This is a genomic window from Weissella viridescens (assembly GCF_001437355.1).
Taxonomy (GTDB): domain Bacteria; phylum Bacillota; class Bacilli; order Lactobacillales; family Lactobacillaceae; genus Weissella; species Weissella viridescens.
In genome coordinates this window covers 1-20,905 of the sequence record NZ_JQBM01000004.1, presented here as the reverse complement: position 1 = coordinate 20,905, position 20,905 = coordinate 1, and the positions used below count along the sequence as shown (strand labels likewise).

Sequence of the window (20,905 nt, the reverse complement as noted above, 5' to 3'; positions counted from 1 at the left end):
GGTTAAGACTCCGGTTTTTCACACCGGCATCCAGGGTTCAACTCCCTGATGAGCTATCATGAAAAATCCCACCCTTTCAAAGGTTGGGATTTTTTTGTACCATGAACAGTAACTCACTGAAACATCAATATGGGGGCATATATGAAATTGATTATTACAGATTTAGATGGAACGCTATTGCATGATGATAAGCAGTTTAATGGCGCGTTATTGGACCAAGTGTTGCAACAACTAGACCAAGCAGGGGATCATTTTGTTATCGCGACAGGTCGTGAACTAAAATGGGTGCAAAAGGTTTTTAAAGGCTTTACAGACCGCATTGATATTGTTGCAAGTAATGGGGCTGTGGTGAAACCAGTTGGCCAACCTGCCGTGAAGACGATGATCAGCCAAGATACGTTAAGTGATTTACAGCATTTCTTAACGGAATCAGGACCGTTGCCTACCGGCGGATTACGGACGTATACTGATAGCGAAATGTATTTGGTTGATGGGATGGGGCAAATTGAGGATACAACGTATACCTTTATGCAGGATCTCTATGGTCAAATCCATCAAATTAACAGCTTAACAGAGGTTCCGGGTCCTGTAACAACGGTGACTGGTCGATGGGATGTAAAGCCCAAAGACGGTACGGATATGATGACGCGTTTGAATGACTCAGAGCTGCCGGTTTTTGCGACAACGTCTGGTTATGGAACTGTCGATATTTTACCGGAAGGTGTGAATAAGGCTGTCGCTTTAGCGCAGCTCATGCACCGAATTAATCCAGGTGAAGCGGGACAAATGGTAGCCTTTGGGGATGGCATGAATGATTATGAGATGTTGCAAGCAGCCAATCAAGGTTATGTTATGCCAAACGGCACGACCTTCCTATTAGAACAACCAGAATTTAAGCATGTGACTGAAGATAATAACCATGATGGTGTGCTTAAAACAATTCTAAGTTGGGCTTAGTCGCATGAAATTAAACATTGGACTGGTATAATTGGACTAGACCATCTATAATAGAAGTGAACATGTTACCTAGCTAATTTCATAGGGGGAAATGATGAGTAAAGTAATCGTACACGCTACTATTTATACTGGTAATGCAGATATGCCTGTTATTGAAGATGGATTTATTCGTTTCAATAAGACCATACAAGATTTAGGTTCAATGGCAGATTTCACACCTAAAGAGGGCGATGAAACGATGCATATGGAACAAAAAATTATTGTTCCTGGCTTTATCGATGTGCATACGCATGGTGCCTACGGCTTCGATACAATGGATGGTAATGTCGAAGACATCTTGCAAATGGTTCAAGGGCAATTGAGTGAAGGAATCACAACTGTTTTTCCAACAACAATGACCCAATCGGTCGAAAATATTGATCAAGCGATGATTGCGATTAATGAAGCAGCACAGCAAGAACCCGCGATTAAAGGTGTCCATCTTGAAGGTCCATTTGTGAACCCACATTATAAGGGTGCACAACCTGAGCAATATATGATTGCACCATCAGTTGAACTCGTTAAAAAATGGAATGAATTGTCAGGTAATCGGGTCCGTTTGATTACGTATGCACCAGAACGTGCCGAAAATCTAGCTGAATTTGAAGATTATCTGTTGCAAGCGCACATTGTCGGATCAATTGGGCATTCAGATGCAACACGTGAGTTTTTGAAAGATCATGTAAAGGCTAATCGCGTGACCCACTTGTACAACGCGCAACGTCCCATGCACCATCGTGAAGCGGGTGTTACTGGGCATGCTATGCTTGAACCCAGCCTTAATGGTGAGTTGATTGTGGATGGATTCCACGTGGTCCCAGATATGGTTAAATTAGCTTATCAACTTAAGACCGCTGAACACATTGATTTAGTCACTGATTCGATGCGTGCCAAAGGTTTGGGGGATGGTGAATCAGAATTGGGTGGCCAAAAAGTATGGGTGAAGGATAAGCAAGCCCGTCTTGAAAATGGCGCCCTTGCTGGTTCAGTGCTAGAATTTGATGATGCATTCCGTAATATGATGACCTTTACGGGTGCAAGCATTGAGCAAGCAGTGCAAATGGCTTCGGTAAATCAAGCCAAAGAATTTAATTTAACACAAAAAGGAAGCTTGGAAGTGGGCAAAGACGCTGATTTGAACGTATTCACACACGATTTAAGTCAATTGACAGACACTTATAGTGTTGGACGTCATTTTACAAAGGCGGATGCTCCCAAGTAGGAGAGAAGAAAATGAAGGCACCGGTTTATATTAAAATTCATGATGAGATTCGCGAGGCGATTGATGCAGGTCGCTGGCGTCCCGGTGAAAAAATCCCCGCCGAGCGGGAACTTGCTGAACAATTTGATGTATCACGTATGACACTGCGCCAAGCAATTATGCTGTTGGTAGATGAAGGTGTGCTAGATCGACGTGTTGGGTCTGGAACCTTTGTGGCTGAACCAAAAGTACAAGAACAATTGAATGGCGTCCGTTCGTTTACCGATATGATGGCAGCAGCTGGTAAGGTGGCAACTTCAAAAACGATGAGCTATCATTTGAGCTCTGCATCGACTTCTGAACAGAAGCGCTTGAATTTACCCGATAATGCTAAAGTGTTACGCATGGAGCGTGTATGTTATGGCGATGGAGAACCAATCGCCTTTGAGGTGGCTTCAATTCCCGCCGAATTGATTAAAGATTTGGATCGTGAAGCGTTGACTGGATCATTGTATAAAACGCTATATGACAAACAGGGCATTCGGGTAACCCGAGCTCAGCAGACGGTGACGGCAGCAGCTGTAACTGAACGTGTTGCTGAATTGTTAGATATGCGACGAGGAGATCCAATTTTAGTGTTACGGCAAATTACGTTTGATCAAAATGATCAACCATTTGAATACGTTCGTACGCAGTACGTTGGATCACGCTTCGAATTTTTCTTGGATCGGTAATGACGACACATGTTGACTGAAAAAAGTACTTGCCGGTTAACGTTATTTCTGTTAATATTAAAACACTGTTGAAAAATGCAGCGGATTGTCCGCAGCTCGTCACCAATTGACCGACCTACCTCTTGGTAGAGAACATTACTAGTAGCCGCGCTGCAGTGGTGAAGGTGTGGGTCAATTGCACGAATGTGAGGCAATTCTCTAGAATTCAACAAAAATAAAAATTCTGGAGGACATTTAATATGTCACGTTATACTGGTCCTAAGTACCGTTTGTCACGTCGTCTAGGCGTTTCATTGTCAGGTAGTGGTAAAGAACTTGCACGTCGCGCGTATGCGCCTGGTGATCACGGTCAAGGCCGTCGTTCAAAGCCATCTGATTATGGTCTACAATTAGCTGAAAAGCAAAAGGTTCGTTTCACTTACGGATTGACTGAAAAGCAATTCCACAACTTGTTCAACAAGGCCGGTCGTGTCCGCAAGGGTACTCACGGTGATAACTTCATGATCTTGTTGGAACGTCGTTTGGACAACATTGTTTACCGTTTGGGCTTGGCCTCAACGCGTCAACAAGCACGTCAACTTGTAAACCACGGCCACATTTTGATTGATGGTAAGCGTGTTGATATTCCTTCATACGAAGTTGCTGTTGGTCAAGAGATCACTGTTCGTGAGAAGTCACAAAACAACGTTTACATCCAAGCTTCATTGGATGCACAAGCTGGTACTTTGCCATTCGTTGAATTCAATCGCGATGAAATGAAGGGTTCACTTGTTCGTAACCCAGAACGTTCAGAATTGGATCACGAATACAACGAATCACTTATCGTTGAATACTACAACCGTTTGGGATAATTTAAACGTTATACCGAATTTGGTTCAAAAAAGCATGACAGTAATGTCGTGCTTTTTTTGTGCCTAAAAATAATCAAAATAGCCTGAAACACCTGTCACACGGTTGCAATCAATTAAAAAAAAGTAAAGAACCCCAAGTTAAGCTAAAAGCGACGTTAAATTCCCCCATTTGTGGCGTTAGCATGATAGGCTAGAAACAATTAAATCTGGGATAAAAGGAGTTTGGTAATTGGAAGCAATTACCAGTAAATGAGTGATGACAGAAATTGGCCATATTGTAATCGGTCTAATTGTGGTTTCTGCCGCAATCTACCTCATTGTGTTCATTTCTCAACGATTGACGGCCCATAAAGTGACCAAACTTAAGCAAGAAAAAGATGAATTGATACAAATTCCAATGCGTGATCGCATTGTCGAAGGACGCCAACTCAGCTTGACGGGACAATCGTTACAGCAATTTGAAATACTAGAGCGTAAATATGAACAACTTGAAAAGCATGGGTTTGCTGACATTGATAGTCAGGCCGAACAGGTATTGTTTGACTCACAAGGTGCCAATTTTGTGAAGGCAACGCAATCATTGCACCAATTGCAACAGCAGGTGCGCGATGCTAAAACAACGGTTGATATCGTTAACCAAGGCTTGAGCGATTTAAAGCAACTTGATGCGGCACATAAACAAGCTGTGCAGGACTTGGAATCTGAATACCAAGAATTACGTAAATTGCTTTTGTCTGAGAGTTTTCAATTCGGACCAGCGATTGATAAGCTTGAAGATGTCTTGAGTAATTTAGAAGATGAGTTTGCTGAATTTTCACGATTAACCGAGCGTGGTGATCATGCTGCTGCAGCGGACATTTATGAATCATTGGGGATGGAGACTACTCAGTTAGAACAACGTATTGATCAGATTCCAGCTTTGTATACAACCCTTGATACAACAATTAAGGATCAATTAGTTGAATTGAATGCCACGTATAATCGACTACATGATGAAGGCTTTTTATTTGACACGGATATTGCACAAACTTTGGATCAATTGGAAACAGAACGGCAATCCGCATTAGATGCGCTGGCCGATTTACTTTTGAAAAAGGTATCAGAACAAATTGACGTGTTACAAACGCAAATTGATACGCTATATGAGACATTTGAACAAGAAATGCAAGCGCAAAAGGCAGTCGTCCAACATAATACTGAGTTGGGTGAAGGCTTACGTCAAAATAAGTTGTTGAATCATGATCTCAATATTGAATTGGATCGTTTATCGCAAGACTTTATTTTTACAAAGGACGAAGATGGTATGGTTCGTAGTTGGCATCTGCAACTATCTAACTTAGATCATCAAATTTCAGATATGAAGATTGCGGTGAATGCGCATGAAGTAGTCTACTCACAAGTCTTGGAACCTCAAGCAAATATTCGAGCCGAACTGCTTCGGATTGAAAAAGAACAGCGTGAGTTATGGCAAGAATTTGCTGAACTACCTGGTCGTCTTAATCAACAAAGAAGTCGCTTGGTCGTCTTAAAGAATAAGATGCGTCAGATTCAACGTCGGGTTGAGCGCCAAGGTTTGCAAGGTATCTCAAATCAATATAAATCTGATTTTTATATTGTTTCAGACGAACTCGAACGCTCAGAGAAGCAAATGAATGCAGCACGCATTAATATTGACGATGTCGCGCGACAATTAGCAATTGTAAGCACAGATTTGGATAGTTTAGATGAAGCGACAGAAAAGATGCTTGAAGCGGCCGCGGTCACTGAGCGCTTAGTACGTAAAGCACAAAATTATCCTGATAATCCAGAAATCGTGGAAGCAACTAAACAAGCACGTTACTACTACGAACGGGAATTCGATTATACGCAAGCTGCTGACATTTTAGGAGCAGCTTTGGAGCAAGTTGATCCAGGTATTTTAGAACGAACGGTTACGCTTTATCGTCAAGAACAAGCAGCGTTACAAGCAGAGTTTGCTGAAAAAGAAACCCAAACAGAACGATAACGTATAAAAAGACTTTCGATATGATCGAGGGTCTTTTTTTGTGGCTACTGTGGCGGATGGAATCTTATTTTTTGTGTTGCATACAAAAAAACGCCCCCACGTGATTGTGGGAACGTTTACTGAAAGACTTGCTTAGAAGCTTATTTAATTGTGACGTACAAGAAAACAAGGAAGACTAAGGCCAAGACATACATTAATGGGTGGACTTGCTTACCACGCTTGATTGCAAGCATCATGATAGGGTACAAGATGAAACCAAGGGCAATACCATCAGAAATTGAATAAGTCAAAGGCATACCAATGATAATCATAAAGGCGGGAGCAGCAACGGCAAAATCATCCCAATTAATATCACGTAGGTTTGAAGCCATGAGCACCCCAACCACAATAAGCGCGGGTGCAGTGACTTGAGGTGTGATAATTGCTAACAAAGGTGAGAAGAGCAAGGCGAAGAGGAATAGGACACCAGTCGTAATTGCTGAAACACCACTGCGACCACCGACTGCCATTCCTGAAGAAGATTCGACGTAAGCAGAAGTTGGGGATGTTCCTAAGACGGCACCCGCGGTCATACCGACGGCATCAGCCATCAAGGCGCTACCAACACGAGGCATCTTGTTATCTTTCATAAATCCAGCTTGGGTTGCCAAACCAATCATAGTTCCTGCTGTGTCGAAGAATGTAACAATTAAGAAAGTTAATACCACAATCCAAAGTTGCAATGAATTGATATCCCCTAAGTGGCTGATTGCAACACCGAATGTGGGCTTAAGAGATGGGGCAGTTGAGATAAGGTGATGTGGAAAATCAATTAAACCAGTCAACATACCAGCAATTGTTGTAATGATCATACCAACGAAGATTGCGGCAGGAACCTTTCGGGCCATTAGGATAAAAGTAACCAAAACACCAAAGACCGCTAAGAGTGTTGCTGGCTGGCTGAGATGTCCCAATCCAACCAGAGTTGCATCGTTTTTAATGATCACGCCAGCATTTACCAGTCCGAGAAAGGCGATGAATAAGCCAATTCCGGCGGCAATGGCAATTTTTAGGTCCTGCGGAATGATATCAATAATCAATTCACGAACTTTGAATAAAGTCATGATTAAGAAAATAATAGCAGCAACTAAAACGCCAGCAATGGCGGTTTGCCAAGGGATGCCCATCCCAACGACAACCGAATAAGCGAAGAACGCATTCACACCTAGACCTGGTGCAATTCCGATTGGGTAACGGGCAACCACACCCATAAAGATGGTGGCGATGGCACTAGCCAAGGCTGTGGCTGTAAAGACAGCCCCTTTATCCATCCCCGCTGCACCTAAGACAGTTGGGTTGACGAATAGAATGTAGGCCATTGAAACGAAAGTTGTTAATCCAGCAATGATTTCAGTTCGAAAGTTCGTATTTAACGTATCAAACTGAAAGTATTTGCGAATAGTATCCATTGGATCCTCCTAAAATGTGGGGTTATAAGTCGTGACAATTTCATATTTTAAGGCTATTTTAGGAGTAAGTCAATGTAAACACGAACTTTAGTTTTTTAAAACGATTAAATGGCTGAATAAAGCGAACAATTGTTTTTTGAAAAACTTGTCAAGTGCATCGTTTGTTGTTAAAATAGATTTGCACTGTGATTGAGACGTAATGTTCGCATTTTGCGAACTTTGTCAAGACAAGCGGTGCATACTGAAACTGTTAAAAACGTTATTTCAAATGATAGAAATGAGGAATCCTTACACATGGCAGGAATCGTAGTAGTTGGTAGTCAATGGGGTGATGAAGGTAAAGGAAAGATTACAAACTTCATTGCACAAGATGCTGATATGGTTGTACGTTACCAAGGTGGTAACAATGCTGGGCACACTATTTATGTTAATGGTGAGAAATTTGAATTGTCATCAATTCCATCAGGAATTTTTGATCCCGAACGCTTGGCTGTAATTGGAAATGGTTCTGTGGTGAACCCTAAGGCCTTGCTTGAAGAATTACATTCTATTCAAGTTAAAAATGTGACCACTGATAATTTACGAATTTCAGACCGTGCTCACGTGATTTTCCCTTATCATATGTTGATTGACCAATTATCTGACGCTAAGAAGGGTGACGGTAAGATTGGTACGACTGGTCGCGGTATTGGACCAGCCTATATGGATAAGGCTGCTCGTGTAGGTATTCGAATGACTGATTTGTTAGATGAAGATATTCTACGTGAACGTCTAACACCAGTTTTGGCAGACAAAAACGAATTACTAGAAAAAATTTATGATCATGCACCACTTGATTTAGATGAGCTAGTCACAGAATTTGCCGGATATGGAGATGCTTTGCGTCCATATATTACAGATACAGCTGTACTAGTTAATGATTACTTGGATTCTGACAAGCAGGTATTGCTTGAAGGCGCCCAAGGTGCCATGTTGGATATTGACCATGGTACATATCCATATGTAACGTCTTCATCTCCTGTTGGTGGAGGAGCTACTATTGGCGCTGGAATTGGTCCAACTAGGATTGATCGTGTTGTTGGGGTTGCTAAGGCCTATACGTCACGTGTTGGAGATGGACCTTTCCCAACTGAATTGTTTGACGAAGTTGGCGAGACGATTCGTCGCGTCGGGCATGAATATGGTGTTGTGACAAAGCGTCCACGCCGAATTGGTTGGCTTGATACTGTTGTGTTACGTCATGCAGCTCGTATTGGTGGGTTCACTCACCTATCACTAAATTCATTGGATGTGCTTTCTGGGTTGCCAACATTGAAGATTGCAGTTGCCTATAAGCTTGACGGCGAAACAATCGAACACTACCCAGCTAGCTTAGCTGAAGTGCGTCGTGCAGAACCGGTGTATGAAGAATTACCTGGTTGGGATGAAGATATTACCGGTGTACGTCGTCGCGAAGACTTACCTGAAAATGCACAACGTTACTTGAAGCGTGTCGAAGAGTTGATTGGTGTGCCACTATATACTTTCGCAGTCGGACCTTCAAACGAACAAACCAATGTCTTATTTAATATTTGGAACGAAGAGGCTTAATTAATGGAATACAAGTTGCAACAAACGGTCCTAACACCTGAAGATATTCAAGCAATGGTGCAACGGGTGGCCAGTGAAATTAATGCCGCAACGGCTGATGAAGAATTAGTCGTGGTTGGTGTAATGAAGGGGGCCTATATTTGGATGGCTGACCTTTTGCGGGCGATGGACCGTCACGATGTAATTATGGATTATATTGATGTTTCCAGTTATGTTGGGGATCATTCGACTGGACACATTACGATTCAACGTGACCTAAAAACCGATTTAGCTGGTAAAACGGTGTTAATCATGGATGAAGTGGTTGATTCTGGACTAACTTTACGTTACTTAAAGGCTGACTTTGAGCAACGCGGTGCTAAACGTGTTTATATTGCAGTGGCCACAGATAAGCGTCCGGATGGTTTCAATGGGGATGTTGATGTTGACTTTGTCGGAGCTAAAGTGCCGAATGAATTTTTAGTTGGTTACGGTATGGATTATAATGAAAACTTCCGTAATATGGATTCAGTTAAAATTTTAGAATTATTAGACGACTAAATAAAAAAGGTATTCTCATTTGAGAATACCTTTTTTAGCGTTGTTGTAGAAAAATGATTAAAACCGTTATCATTTCAAAGAATGATAAAAACCCCATACGATATTTGAACTTAAGATCGTAGTTAATGAAAACCATCCAGGTAATCACAATGACAACAATCGCCAAGAAAGTCCAAAAGTTCCAAGGTAACGTTAAAACGTTAATTAATAGAATGATGCCAAATATAAGGCTAGTAATACGCTTGTTTTGTCCATCTGGAATGAAAATACTACTCATATAATAGAGGTAGCAAAGAAATAACGGCAGTAGACTTAACAGAAAAGGGGTCGTTAAAAATGTGTTTTGTTGATAAAAAATAACGACCGGTAATGAGAGTGTGGCAATCCCAGAGTAAAGTATTAATCCCAGAATATTCTGTAAATTTAACCAACTAATGTTAATCAGAAACAGACTTAGTGGTAATAAAATCAATAGAATGATTTGCTGGACCGTCATTTGTTGGTACAAAATATAAATGAATGCGAGTGGGACCAAAATGAATAAATAATTGATACGGGATGTTAATCCGTATGAAAAAGTTAGGTAAGTCGCCAGGGCCAGTAAGATACTATAAAAAACTAAGAGTGGATTTTCCTGCCAAGGACCACCAACAAGATGTTTTGAATAGATGAGTGGATAAATCCACCAGATGGCTAGCTGTGATAAAACTGAAACGACCATCAAAACCCAGAACATCTTATCAGTATAAATAGGTTGCGGGCGACGATGTGGACGCTTAGGGGTATGTCCGACGGTCTCTTCAACGGTGTTGAGCTGATCGAGGCGATTGAGCCGGTTGGTATAATCTTGATCCATAGGGCTGCCTTTCATGAATTTGTATGTATTTAAGTAAAATGTCTTCATTAATTCTAACATAAACTTGGGAAATGGCTGAAAATAAGTGATGGTAGTGATGGGATATCAAGTAAAAAGGTAGCATTCTACAAGTCAGACGTTTAAAATAGAAAAGGTTTAGAACGTTTTTTAATATTGAAGATAAGAATAAAAAAGGCAGGTATAGCATATGGCCATTAGATTAATTGCCACGGATATGGATGGCACCTTATTGAATGACGACAAAAAATTCAATACGGAACGGATGCAACAATTGTTGAAGCAAATGCAAGCACAAGACATTCGCTTCGTTGCCGCTAGTGGCAACCAAAGGGCAAAATTGGAATCTTATTTTGAGCCAGTTGGTGCAGACCAGGTGACCTATATTTCTGACAATGGGGCTGTTGTGGCAAGTCAAGATACGATTATTGCAAAGCAAGCACTGAGTCGTGAACAAGTACAGGCTGTTTTAGAATGGAATGCAAAGCATTTTTCCGTTCAAGATAATCTTATTTTGATTTCTGGAGTGAATGGCGCTTATGTTTCAAACCACGCGACGCCAGAACTAATGAAAATGCTCCATTTCTTCTTCCATAATCTATACCAAGTTGAAAAGTTTAGTGACATTGAAGATGATATCCTGCGTGTTTCATTAATTTGGGAGCAAGATGCAGATGTAAACCCACACATTGAGTTGCTCAAGACTGAATTTGAGGGTGAGATGCACGTTACAGGATCAGGCTTTGGGATGGTCGATATCTTAGCACCAAACGTGAATAAGCGGACAGGCCTTGAAGCTTTGGCGAAAAAATGGCATTTAACGCCAGCAGAAATGGTGGCAATCGGTGATAACGCCAATGATTTAGAGATGCTTAACTATGTTGGACATCCCTTTGTGATGCCAAACGCAGAACCATTTATGCATGAAGCAATTTCAGAAACAGCATTAGCTGATAACAATCATGATGGTGTTCTAGATACGATTGAAGCCATTCTGAAGGGTGACCTGGCTTAATTTTAAGGAATTATTTATAAAATTTAGACACAATACCTGATAAGATTGTTGTTAGTGCGAATTATGCATAAAAACAAATAACACTACATTTGATGGCGGAGGAATTGCCATGATTTTTAATCGTTCAAAATCGATGCCAGATGACGTCCCCGCGACTTTAGATCTGGATCGAATTCCCAAGCATGTTGCGATGATTATGGATGGGAACGGTCGTTGGGCCAAAAAAAGAGGGATGCCAAGAATTGCTGGGCATCAACGTGGCATGGAAGTTGTTAAGACGGTTGCTAAAGCTGCCGCTGAGGTAGGTGTTGAAGTCTTAACGTTATATGCCTTTTCAACTGAGAATTGGAAACGCCCTGAAGATGAAGTTGGTTTCTTGATGAAACTACCAGGTCGGTTCTTTGATACGTTTATTCCAGAGCTAAAAGCTAATAATATCCGCGTAGAAATCATTGGAGATATCACTGGAGTACCAACTGATACGCAGCGCGTTGTTTTAGATGCCGTGGCACAAACAGCAGATAATACAGGTATGGTTTTGAACTTTGCCTTGAACTACGGGTCGCGGGCTGAGATTGTTACCGGTGTTCAAGAAATTGCGACGGCAGTCGCACAAGGTGAACTTGCTGTTGATGACATTACGGAAAATACGGTGAGTCAGCATCTCATGACACGTCAACTTGGCGCTTTAGCTGATCCAGATTTGTTAATTCGGACTGGTGGGGAAGAACGATTGTCGAATTTCTTACTTTGGCAATCGGCCTATGCCGAATTTGTCTTTACAGATGTGTTGTGGCCTGATTTGACGGCAGACATTTTCTTTGACAATCTGATCACCTACCAAAATCGCGACCGCCGTTTCGGTGGACTCGTTGAAAACAAGAGTAACCAAAAGTAAAAAGATAAGGAATTTAATATTATGCGAACGAGAGTTATTACCGCAGTAGTTGCATTGGCGATCTTCTTGCCAATTGTTTTTGCTGGTGGCATTTGGATTCAAATTTTGGCAGCCGCTTTGGCTGTGATTGCAACGAGTGAAATTGTACTAATGCGACGTACATTGCTCATTGATTTTGGGGCAATTCTAGCAATGGTTGGGGCAGCCGTGATGACGTTGCCACCCGAATTCATGTCAGCAATTGATGCACCTGTAATTATGCACCGATCAACGATGCTTTACATTTTCGTATTGTTGATGCTAGTTCATACGGTGTTGACTAAGAATAAGTTCACGTTTGAAGATGCTGGTGTCTTCACACTTGCGATGATGTATATTGGGCTTGGTTTCAATATGTTTGTGCAAGCACGATTTGCCGGACTTGGCTCACTCTTCTTTGTGTTATTGATTGTTTGGACAACTGATTCAGGGGCTTACATGATTGGTCGTAAAATTGGTAAGCACAAGCTTGCTCCAGCAATTAGTCCGAACAAGACTTGGGAAGGTTCAATTGGTGGAACTGTAAGTGCTGTTTTAGTTGCAGCCGTGTATGCTTACTTTGTACCGCTACATTACGGTTGGGCATTGATGGTATTGATTGCCGTCGTGATTTCAATTGCCGGACAATTTGGTGATTTGATTGAATCCGCTTTGAAGCGTTTCTACAAGGTCAAAGACTCAGGAACAATCCTTCCTGGTCATGGTGGTATTTTGGATCGCTTTGATTCAATGTTAATTGCATTCCCAGTCTTCTACTTGTTGGGTTGCATGTAATTTAAAATGAAAAAAGACATGGTGCATGGGCACCGTGTCTTTTTATTTTGAAAGCATAATTTTTTATAAAGAACGCCATGTTCTGGGTGATAATATATTAAACTTGTCAGTAACAGTAATCTTTAGAGAAAATGGAGAGTATAATGCAGACATTAATAACGTTTATCCTTGTATTTGGTGTTATTGTCATGGTGCATGAATTTGGTCACTTCTTTTTTGCTAAAAAGGCAGGGGTTCGTGTGCGCGAATTTGCCATTGGCATGGGACCAAAATTATTCCAAAAACAATATAATGGTACGACTTATACCTTACGTATTCTGCCGGTTGGTGGGTATGTCCGAATGGCCAGTCGCGCTGAAGCTGAAGAAAATCCGCTCCAAGCCGGTATGACAGTGACGGTTGGTTTGACTGATCAAGTTGTCGATCAAATTAATTTATCGGATCAAGTTGAAATTATTGGTGGACGTCCATTTGTTGTGAATGATTTTGATTTGGTTGATGATTTGTATTTAGAAGGCTACTTTGAAGGCGATGCAATCATGACGCGTTTAGCGGTTGATCATGACGCGACGATGATTGAACCGGATGGAACCGCGGTCTTAATTGCACCACGTGATACACAATTTGAATCGGCTAAACTTTGGCAACGTGCTTTAATTAACTTTGCCGGGCCAATGAATAACTTTTTGTTAACGATTATTTTATTCGTGGGGGTGGCCTTTGCGTTGCCAGGCGTGACCACTACGAACCTTGATCATGTGCAAAACCATTCAGCAGCGATGCAAGCTGGTTTGAAGTCAGGTGATCAAATTGAAAAAATTGATGGCAAGCCAGTTAAATCATGGCAAGCCATGCAGACACAGGTCCAGATGTCGACGTCTAAGAACTTAACGGTTACTTATCAGCGCGCTGGAAAAAGTCATGAAACAACTGTTACACCGCAGACTAAGACCGTTCAAGGTCAAAAAGTCCGACAAATCGGGGTGACACCAGCCATGACTAAAGCGCCAGGAGCGCGTTTAAATTATGCTTGGCAAGTGACTGTTCAGTCGGTGACACAAATTTGGCACGCTATTATCGGGCTTTTCCAGAATTTCTCATTGAATAAGCTGGGTGGACCAGTTGCGATTTATAAGAATACGCAAACGGCTAGCGCCTTCGGAATTATCAGCGTGATTAGTTTTACAGCAATGCTGTCGATTAATTTGGGGATGATGAACTTGTTGCCTATTCCAGCCTTAGACGGAGGAAAACTCTTTTTAAACTTGTTGGAGGCGATTTTTAGACGCCCAATTTCTGAAAAGTTTGAGCTTGGTTTGACTATGGCCGGAGCTGCATTGCTAGTGGTTTTGATGATTGCGGTAACCGGTAATGACCTCATGCGTTACTTTATTAAATAAATGGATATAAAGAAGTAGTGTTCTCATAAGAGCATCACTTCTTTTAAGTAATTGGCGCAATTTTTAAGTTATATGGTAAGATATCTAAAAGAGTCGCTACAAGTTATTGCGAAAAAATAAGGGTTGGGGAAAATATGAAACAATCAAAAGTCTTTATTCCAACATTGCGTGAAGTTCCTGCTGATGCAGAAGTGATTTCACATCAAATGATGTTACGTGCCGGATATATTCGTCCGGTTTCAGCGGGTGTTTACGCCTACTTGCCACTTGCACAACGCGTGTTAAATAAAATTGAAGCTATTATCCGCGAAGAGATGGATCCTGCTGATGCTTCAGAAATGTTGAATCCAGTCTTGTTGCCAGCTGAATTATGGCAAGAATCAGGCCGATACGATACGTATGGACCAAACTTGTTCAAGTTGAAGAATCGTCACAATCGGGATATGATTCTTGGCCCAACACACGAAGAAACAATGACGCAATTGATTCGTGATGATATTAAGTCATATAAGCGTTTGCCATTATCTTTGTATCAAATCCAAACCAAGTTCCGTGATGAAAATCGACCTCGTTTTGGTTTGTTGCGTGGACGTGAGTTTATGATGATGGATGCTTACTCATTTGCCGTTGATGAAGCGGGACTTGATGAAGCATACGATCAGATGGAAGCAGCCTTTGTCCGCATCCTAGATCGTGTTGGTCTTGATTATCGTGTGATTGTTGGGGATGCTGGAGCCATGGGTGGTTCAGATTCAAAGGAATTCTCAGCGCCTGCAGCAGCTGGTGAAGATGTCATTGCATACTCAGATGCTTCTGACTACGCAGCTAATTTAGAAATGGCTAAAGATTTATATGTACCAAACAAGTCACATGCTGCCCTGCTTGATTGCGAAAAAATTGCGACACCCGAAGTCGAAACAATTGGTGAGTTAGCTGAATACTTACAAACAACTCCAGACCAATTGGTTAAGAGTATTTTGATGTTTGCAGATGAACAACCAGTGTTAGCGCTAGTTCGTGGAGACTTTGAAGTAAACCCAGTCAAGATTCAACATGCTACTGGTGCTGAAGAAGTCCGTTTGGCAACGGAAGATGAAGCTGTAACCTTGCTTGGTGCTGGATTTGGTTCATTGGGACCAGTCGGTGTTGGTGAAGACGTCAAGATTATTGCTGACGAATGGGTAACTGACATGGTTAACCTAACAGTTGGTGCCAATGAAGCTGGCTTCCATTTCTTGAATGCAAATATTGACCGCGACTTCCGCATTGATGAAGTTGCTGATATTCGTGTGGCACGTGAAGGCGACCCAGCCATTGATGGTAAGGGTAAGCTCCAGTTCACCTCTGGAATTGAAGTTGGACATATCTTTAAACTTGGTACACGTTACTCAAAGGCTTTGGGAGCACAAGTGCTTGACGCCAATGGACGTCAAACTGACGTCATCATGGGTAGCTATGGGATTGGTGTGTCACGTTTGCTATCTGCAATTGCTGAACAAAATGCCGATGAAAATGGACTTGCTTGGCCAAGCGAAGTTGCCCCATGGGATATTCACTTAGTGCCAATTAAATATAAGACAGAAGAACAACGTCAATTAACGGATACAATTAATCAAGATCTTGAAGCTGCAGGTTACTCAGTGCTTTTGGATGATCGTAACGAACGTCCAGGTGTTAAGTTTGCGGATTCTGATTTAATTGGTTTGCCAGTCCGAGTGACTGTTGGTAAAAAAGCTGATGAAGGCATCGTAGAAGTTAAGTTACGTAAGGCTGAAGAAAGCATTGAAGTCCGTGTTGAAGAATTAGCTAATACATTGGGAATTTTACTCGGTGGAGAAGCTGAACATACGAACTAACAATAAGATAAGAAAACCTAAGGAATCCCTTGGGTTTTTTTATTTTTCGATTACCTTGTTATAATAGAGTGAAAAGAGAATGGAGGCAACGGATGGCTTTATCAGCACAGGAACAATTTCAAACATTACTCAAGCAGCTTGATTTTGAAACAATTCCAGAAAGCTTTAACGGCGCAGCCTTAGAAAAACTGGTTGTCCACAAAAAGTCACGTGTGTGGCAATTTAACTTTGCTTTTACGGCTTTACCACCAGTAGCCGATTTCGCTAATTTAGTGAACCGCATGCAGAGTACTTTTGCGTCGATTGCGCAGTGTAGTTATCAAATCACTTTGCAAACACAACCGGACTTAAATGAATTAGCTAGTTATTGGTCATGGGTTTTGCAGCAAACGACACAACGCTCGGGGGCTTTTCAAGGTGCCTTCTCACAAGTGATGCCACACGTCCAAGGTGACCATTTAGTATTGGTCTTTGCCAACCAAGCTTGGGCAAAGTATGCACAACAAACGGGAATGGCGATTATTAACGAACAATATCGTAAATTAGGGGTAAAGCATGATTTGCCCGTTGATATTCAAGTTGATGAACAAAAAGCGGCCGAATCCGCAGCGCAAATGGCAATGCAACGGGCACAACAAGAGCAAACCCTTGCGGAACAAGCCAAGGTCCAAATCGAACAAGCACAACAACAGCGCAAACAGTCAGCAAGTAGCAAGCCAGCCAAAGCAAATTCAGATCGTGCCATTGGTCGTAAAATGGCGAGTGATTTAGCAGCAACTCCGATGATTGAAATCGAAGAAGAAGAGCGTTCGGCAGTCATTGAAGGCTATATATTTGCATCTGAAGCACGAGAGTTAAAGTCTGGACGTCAATTAATTCAATTAAAGGTCACAGACTACACCAGTTCATTTATTGTGAAGAAATTTTCACGTGATGAGGATGAAGATGCCTTTTTTGAGAAGCTTAAGGTTGGTACGTGGCTTAAAGCCCGGGGACCAATTCAACAAGATGACTACGCACGTGATTTGACGATGACGGCGTACGACATTGAAATTATTAATCATCCAAGTCGCCAAGACCCTTACGAAGGTGAAAAAAAGCGGGTTGAGTTACATACACATTCTTTGATGTCGACGATGGATGCGACAAATAGTATTGGTGAGTATGTGAAGCAAGCGGCTGACTGGGGAATGGATGCAATTGCCATTACCGACACAGCGGGAGCGCAAGGTTTCCCAGAAGCGGCGACTTCGGCTGCTAAAAATGGCATTAAAATGCTGTATGGGGTTGAAGTGAATTTGGTGGAAGATGGTGAACCAATTGTTCTGAACCCACAGCATAAGGTGTTGGATGGTGCTGAATACGTGGTATTCGATATTGAAACAACGGGATTATCAGCTGCCTACGATCGCATTATTGAATTATCTGCAGTTAAGATGCAAAAAGGGAATGTTATTGCAGAATTCTCTGAGTTTATTGATCCTGGCTTTTCACTTAGCGAAACGACCGTGAATTTAACGTCCATTACTGATGCGGATGTCCAAGGTTCAAAGTCGGAAAAGCAAGTCTTGGAAGAGTTCCGAGAATTTTACGGGGATGATATTTTAGTTGGGCATAATGTAACTTTCGACGTTGGGTTTGTGAATGAGGCATTTGTTCGGTATGGTATGTCAACGATTACAAATTCAGTTATTGATACGCTAACGTTTGCTCGTTTTCTATATCCAAACATGCGTTCATACCGTTTGAATACGTTAGCAAAACATTTCAATGTTAATTTGGAACACCATCATCGTGCCATTTATGATGCGGAAACGACTGGTCATTTGAATCAAATTTTCTTAGCGCAAGCAAAGAAAGACTATGATATTGAATATGCCGATCAACTCAATGATCACATGACTGAACATGATGCTTGGCGTCATGGACGGCCGAATAAAGCAGTCTTATTAGTGCAGCATCAACAAGGTGTTAAGAACCTCTATAAGCTGATTTCTGAAGCAAATACCAATTACTTTTATCGTGTTCCACGGGTACCACGTTCTTTGTTGAATAAATATCGGGATGGTTTGCTAGTTGGAACAGGGGATACGTCTGGCGAGTTCTGGGAAGCTTTGATGCAAAAAGGAATCGCTGAAGCAACTGAAAAAGTAAAGTACTACGATTATATTGAAATACATCCTTCGGCTAATTATGTACCAGCAATTGAAGCTGAGTTGATTCAAGATGAGGCACGTTTACGTGAGCTTATGCAACAAGCCGTAGCTATTGGTGAACAACTTGATAAACCTGTGGTTGTAACAGGGGATGTGCATTATTTGAACCCGGAAGACGCCATCTACCGAAAGGTCTTAATTAGCTCGCAAGGTGGAGCTAATCCACTCAATCGTTATAGTTTGCCGGATTTGCATTTCAGAACAACGCAAGAAGTTATGGATGATTTTGCCTGGATGGGGCAGGAACAGGCTGAAAAGCTAGTCATTGATAATCCACACAAGATTGTTGATATGGTGGATGATGTTGAAGCAATTAAGTCGGGGAATTATCCGCCTAACATGCCGACAGCAGAAGAAGAAATTAAGCAACGAACATATGATACAGCACATGAAATGTATGGAAATCCATTGCCATTAGTGATTGAAGCGCGTATTGAGCAGGAATTGAAATCGATTATCTCCAACGGGTTCTCGGTTATTTATTTGGTTGCGCAGCGGTTAGTGGCCAAATCAAACAAGGACGGTTACTTAGTTGGTTCACGTGGATCAGTTGGTTCGTCACTAGTCGCGCTTTTGATTGGTGTGACCGAAGTGAACGCTTTGCCACCACATTATCGTAGCGCCTCTGGTGATTATGTTGAATTTGCTGATCCGCGAAAATATGAATCAGGGTATGACTTGCCTGAAAAGTTTAGTCCTATTGATGGAACCCGTTTAATTGGGGATGGACACAATATCCCGTTCGCGACTTTCCTTGGGTTTAAGGGAAATAAGGTTCCAGATATTGATTTGAATTTCTCTGGTGACTACCAGCCTTATGCTCACAATTATATGAAATCGTTATTTGGTGAGAATAATGTATTCCGTGCGGGAACTATCGCGACTGTGGCGGATAAGACTGCCTATGGTTATGCCAAGGCCTACGAACGCGAGAATGAACTTCACTTGCGCGGTGCAGAGATTGATCGATTGGCAACTGGTGCAACTGGTGTTAAACGAACAACTGGACAACACCCAGCGGGAATTCTAATTGTTCCCGATGATATGGAAATCTATGACTTCACACCAATTCAATTTCCGGCGGATGACCTCTCGGCGACATGGAAAACGACTCACTTTGATTTCCATTCAATTCACGATAATATTTTGAAGATGGATATTTTGGGACATGATGATCCAACGATGATTCGTGCCCTACAAGATATGTCAGGAATTGATCCCCACACGATTCCAATGGATGACCCGGGTGTTATGAGTCTTTTCTCATCACCTGAAGTTTTGGGTGTGACCGAAGAGCAAATCATGTCTAAAACTGGGACTTTAGGTGTGCCAGAATTTGGAACGGCATTCGTTCGAGGCATGTTGGAAGAGACGCATCCAAAGAATTATTCTGAGTTGTTGCAGATTTCAGGGCTTTCACACGGAACTGATGTGTGGCGTGGAAATGCGGATGAATTGATTAAGGATGGCGTTGCCAATATTGGAACGGTTATTGGAACGCGTGACAAGATTATGACCGACTTAATTAATTATGGTGTACAACCTGAATCGGCCTTTCAGATTATGGAAAAGGTACGTAAAGGAAAAGGTGTGTCTGAAGAGTACCAGGCTGAAATGCGGGAAGCGGGTGTTCCAGAATGGTATATTGAGTCTTGTTTCAAGATTAAGTACATGTTCCCCCGTGCGCACGCGGCGGCATATGTCTTAATGGCGCTACGTATCGCATACTACAAGGTTTATTTCCCAATGTTGTATTACGCAGCTTATTTCTCAGTGCGGGCAACTAACTTTGATATTGTTGCGATGTCACGTGGATTGAATTCAACGAAATCTAAGATTCAAGAAATTAAGCAACAAGGAAATGATGCTTCTGCTAAAGATAAAGATTTGCTAACCGTATTGGAAATTGCCAATGAAGCTTTAGAGCGGGGTTACGATTTTAGTATGGTTGATTTGTATAAATCAGATTCAGAACAATGGATTATTGAAGGGAATACCTTGATTGCGCCATTTAATTCAGTACCTGGCTTAGGTGATAACGTTGCGAAACGTATTGTTGCAGCACGCGCTGAAGGTGAATTCTTATCCAAGGAAGATCTTGCACAACGTGGTGGCGTGTCCAAGACGCTCATGGATTTCTTTAATGAGAACGGCGTACTAACAGGTATGCCAGACGAAAATCAACTTGCATTGTTTTAAAAAAGTTGGCCTTGGCCGGCTTTTTTTATTGTTCAGGAAAATCATTTAAAAATAAGTAGTTGACGAACATTCGGTTTAGGCTTATAGTAATAAATGTTGTTAAAGCAATTCGAAATGTTCAAAAAACAGCGAAAAAAAGTTGTTGACAATTCAAATTGAAGTGTGTATTATTAATCAAGTTGAGTCGTTGGTAAAACAACTTCTTGGTAAATACAAGTAGATCATTGAAAACTGAATATCGTTTCGATATAAACAAATGTGTAGGGTCA

The 20,905-nt window shown here is 41.7% G+C and carries 15 protein-coding genes; 13 read left to right on the top strand and 2 right to left on the bottom strand.

Translation table 11 applies throughout. The annotated features are described in order from the left end of the window. Positions 1–141: 141 nt before the first annotated feature. The 5 genes from IV50_RS06115 to IV50_RS06095 all read left to right on the top strand — a co-directional run bounded on the left by IV50_RS06115 (position 142) and on the right by IV50_RS06095 (position 5,787). The gene (locus IV50_RS06115; protein WP_057746616.1) at positions 142–957 is read left to right on the top strand and encodes an HAD family hydrolase; all 816 of its coding nucleotides are present in this window, start codon (positions 142–144) and stop codon (positions 955–957) included. Between the two features lie 94 nt (positions 958–1,051). After that, positions 1,052–2,218 (top strand): N-acetylglucosamine-6-phosphate deacetylase, encoded by a 1,167-nt coding sequence (gene nagA / locus IV50_RS06110; RefSeq protein ID WP_057746614.1) that lies wholly within the window; start codon positions 1,052–1,054, stop codon positions 2,216–2,218. An 11-nt stretch (positions 2,219–2,229) separates the two neighbouring features. Then, positions 2,230–2,931: a GntR family transcriptional regulator gene (locus IV50_RS06105; protein ID WP_057746611.1), complete on the top strand. Its 702-nt coding sequence runs from the start codon at positions 2,230–2,232 to the stop codon at positions 2,929–2,931. Between the two features lie 239 nt (positions 2,932–3,170). Continuing rightward, on the top strand, positions 3,171–3,782 hold the full coding sequence (gene rpsD, locus IV50_RS06100) for a 30S ribosomal protein S4 (RefSeq protein ID WP_057746608.1): 612 nt from the start codon (positions 3,171–3,173) through the stop codon (positions 3,780–3,782). A gap of 256 nt (positions 3,783–4,038) precedes the next feature. Then, positions 4,039–5,787 (top strand): septation ring formation regulator EzrA, encoded by a 1,749-nt coding sequence (locus IV50_RS06095; protein WP_057746605.1) that lies wholly within the window; start codon positions 4,039–4,041, stop codon positions 5,785–5,787. A gap of 140 nt (positions 5,788–5,927) precedes the next feature. Here the strand turns inward: IV50_RS06095 and IV50_RS06090 are convergent, their stop codons facing one another. Beyond that, positions 5,928–7,235: an NCS2 family permease gene (locus tag IV50_RS06090; RefSeq protein ID WP_057746601.1), complete on the bottom strand. Its 1,308-nt coding sequence runs from the start codon at positions 7,233–7,235 to the stop codon at positions 5,928–5,930. Positions 7,236–7,529: 294 nt separating this feature from the next. Here IV50_RS06090 and IV50_RS06085 point away from each other — a divergent pair, with 294 nt between their 5' ends. Both IV50_RS06085 and IV50_RS06080 read left to right on the top strand, forming a co-directional pair. Beyond that, the gene (locus IV50_RS06085; protein ID WP_057746600.1) at positions 7,530–8,825 is read left to right on the top strand and encodes an adenylosuccinate synthase; all 1,296 of its coding nucleotides are present in this window, start codon (positions 7,530–7,532) and stop codon (positions 8,823–8,825) included. 3 nt (positions 8,826–8,828) lie between these two features. After that, a complete protein-coding gene (locus IV50_RS06080; RefSeq protein WP_057746597.1) occupies positions 8,829–9,365 on the top strand; it encodes a phosphoribosyltransferase in 537 nt (178 codons plus the stop codon). A gap of 34 nt (positions 9,366–9,399) precedes the next feature. Here IV50_RS06080 and IV50_RS06075 read toward each other — a convergent pair whose 3' ends face one another. After that, entirely contained in the window at positions 9,400–10,221 is an 822-nt protein-coding gene (locus IV50_RS06075; RefSeq protein ID WP_057746594.1) for a hypothetical protein, read from the bottom strand. A 208-nt stretch (positions 10,222–10,429) separates the two neighbouring features. Here IV50_RS06075 and IV50_RS06070 point away from each other — a divergent pair, with 208 nt between their 5' ends. The 6 genes from IV50_RS06070 to IV50_RS06045 all read left to right on the top strand — a co-directional run bounded on the left by IV50_RS06070 (position 10,430) and on the right by IV50_RS06045 (position 20,636). Continuing rightward, the gene (locus IV50_RS06070) at positions 10,430–11,254 is read left to right on the top strand and encodes a Cof-type HAD-IIB family hydrolase (RefSeq protein ID WP_057746591.1); all 825 of its coding nucleotides are present in this window, start codon (positions 10,430–10,432) and stop codon (positions 11,252–11,254) included. Between the two features lie 109 nt (positions 11,255–11,363). Continuing rightward, positions 11,364–12,152, top strand: a complete 789-nt coding sequence (locus IV50_RS06065; protein WP_057746588.1) for an isoprenyl transferase — start codon at positions 11,364–11,366, stop codon at positions 12,150–12,152. A gap of 21 nt (positions 12,153–12,173) precedes the next feature. After that, a complete protein-coding gene (locus IV50_RS06060; protein ID WP_057746585.1) occupies positions 12,174–12,965 on the top strand; it encodes a phosphatidate cytidylyltransferase in 792 nt (263 codons plus the stop codon). Between the two features lie 143 nt (positions 12,966–13,108). Then, positions 13,109–14,365, top strand: coding sequence for an RIP metalloprotease RseP (gene rseP, locus IV50_RS06055; protein WP_057746582.1), 1,257 nt, complete (start codon positions 13,109–13,111; stop codon positions 14,363–14,365). Positions 14,366–14,499: 134 nt separating this feature from the next. Next, positions 14,500–16,221, top strand: coding sequence for a proline--tRNA ligase (locus IV50_RS06050; protein ID WP_057746579.1), 1,722 nt, complete (start codon positions 14,500–14,502; stop codon positions 16,219–16,221). Positions 16,222–16,313: 92 nt separating this feature from the next. Beyond that, positions 16,314–20,636, top strand: a complete 4,323-nt coding sequence (locus tag IV50_RS06045) for a PolC-type DNA polymerase III (protein ID WP_057746576.1) — start codon at positions 16,314–16,316, stop codon at positions 20,634–20,636. The last annotated feature ends 269 nt before the right edge of the window (positions 20,637–20,905 follow it).

What these genes read in the sequence shown, in the direction of transcription:
- IV50_RS06115 (WP_057746616.1), top strand. Translation starts at nt 142, where the DNA reads ATGAAATTGATTATTACAGATTTAGATGGAACGCTATTGCATGATGAT.
- nagA (WP_057746614.1), top strand. Translation starts at nt 1,052, where the DNA reads ATGAGTAAAGTAATCGTACACGCTACTATTTATACTGGTAATGCAGAT.
- IV50_RS06105 (WP_057746611.1), top strand. Translation starts at nt 2,230, where the DNA reads ATGAAGGCACCGGTTTATATTAAAATTCATGATGAGATTCGCGAGGCG.
- rpsD (WP_057746608.1), top strand. Translation starts at nt 3,171, where the DNA reads ATGTCACGTTATACTGGTCCTAAGTACCGTTTGTCACGTCGTCTAGGC.
- IV50_RS06095 (WP_057746605.1), top strand. Translation starts at nt 4,039, where the DNA reads ATGACAGAAATTGGCCATATTGTAATCGGTCTAATTGTGGTTTCTGCC.
- IV50_RS06090 (WP_057746601.1), bottom strand. Translation starts at nt 7,235, where the DNA reads ATGGATACTATTCGCAAATACTTTCAGTTTGATACGTTAAATACGAAC.
- IV50_RS06085 (WP_057746600.1), top strand. Translation starts at nt 7,530, where the DNA reads ATGGCAGGAATCGTAGTAGTTGGTAGTCAATGGGGTGATGAAGGTAAA.
- IV50_RS06080 (WP_057746597.1), top strand. Translation starts at nt 8,829, where the DNA reads ATGGAATACAAGTTGCAACAAACGGTCCTAACACCTGAAGATATTCAA.
- IV50_RS06075 (WP_057746594.1), bottom strand. Translation starts at nt 10,221, where the DNA reads ATGGATCAAGATTATACCAACCGGCTCAATCGCCTCGATCAGCTCAAC.
- IV50_RS06070 (WP_057746591.1), top strand. Translation starts at nt 10,430, where the DNA reads ATGGCCATTAGATTAATTGCCACGGATATGGATGGCACCTTATTGAAT.
- IV50_RS06065 (WP_057746588.1), top strand. Translation starts at nt 11,364, where the DNA reads ATGATTTTTAATCGTTCAAAATCGATGCCAGATGACGTCCCCGCGACT.
- IV50_RS06060 (WP_057746585.1), top strand. Translation starts at nt 12,174, where the DNA reads ATGCGAACGAGAGTTATTACCGCAGTAGTTGCATTGGCGATCTTCTTG.
- rseP (WP_057746582.1), top strand. Translation starts at nt 13,109, where the DNA reads ATGCAGACATTAATAACGTTTATCCTTGTATTTGGTGTTATTGTCATG.
- IV50_RS06050 (WP_057746579.1), top strand. Translation starts at nt 14,500, where the DNA reads ATGAAACAATCAAAAGTCTTTATTCCAACATTGCGTGAAGTTCCTGCT.
- IV50_RS06045 (WP_057746576.1), top strand. Translation starts at nt 16,314, where the DNA reads ATGGCTTTATCAGCACAGGAACAATTTCAAACATTACTCAAGCAGCTT.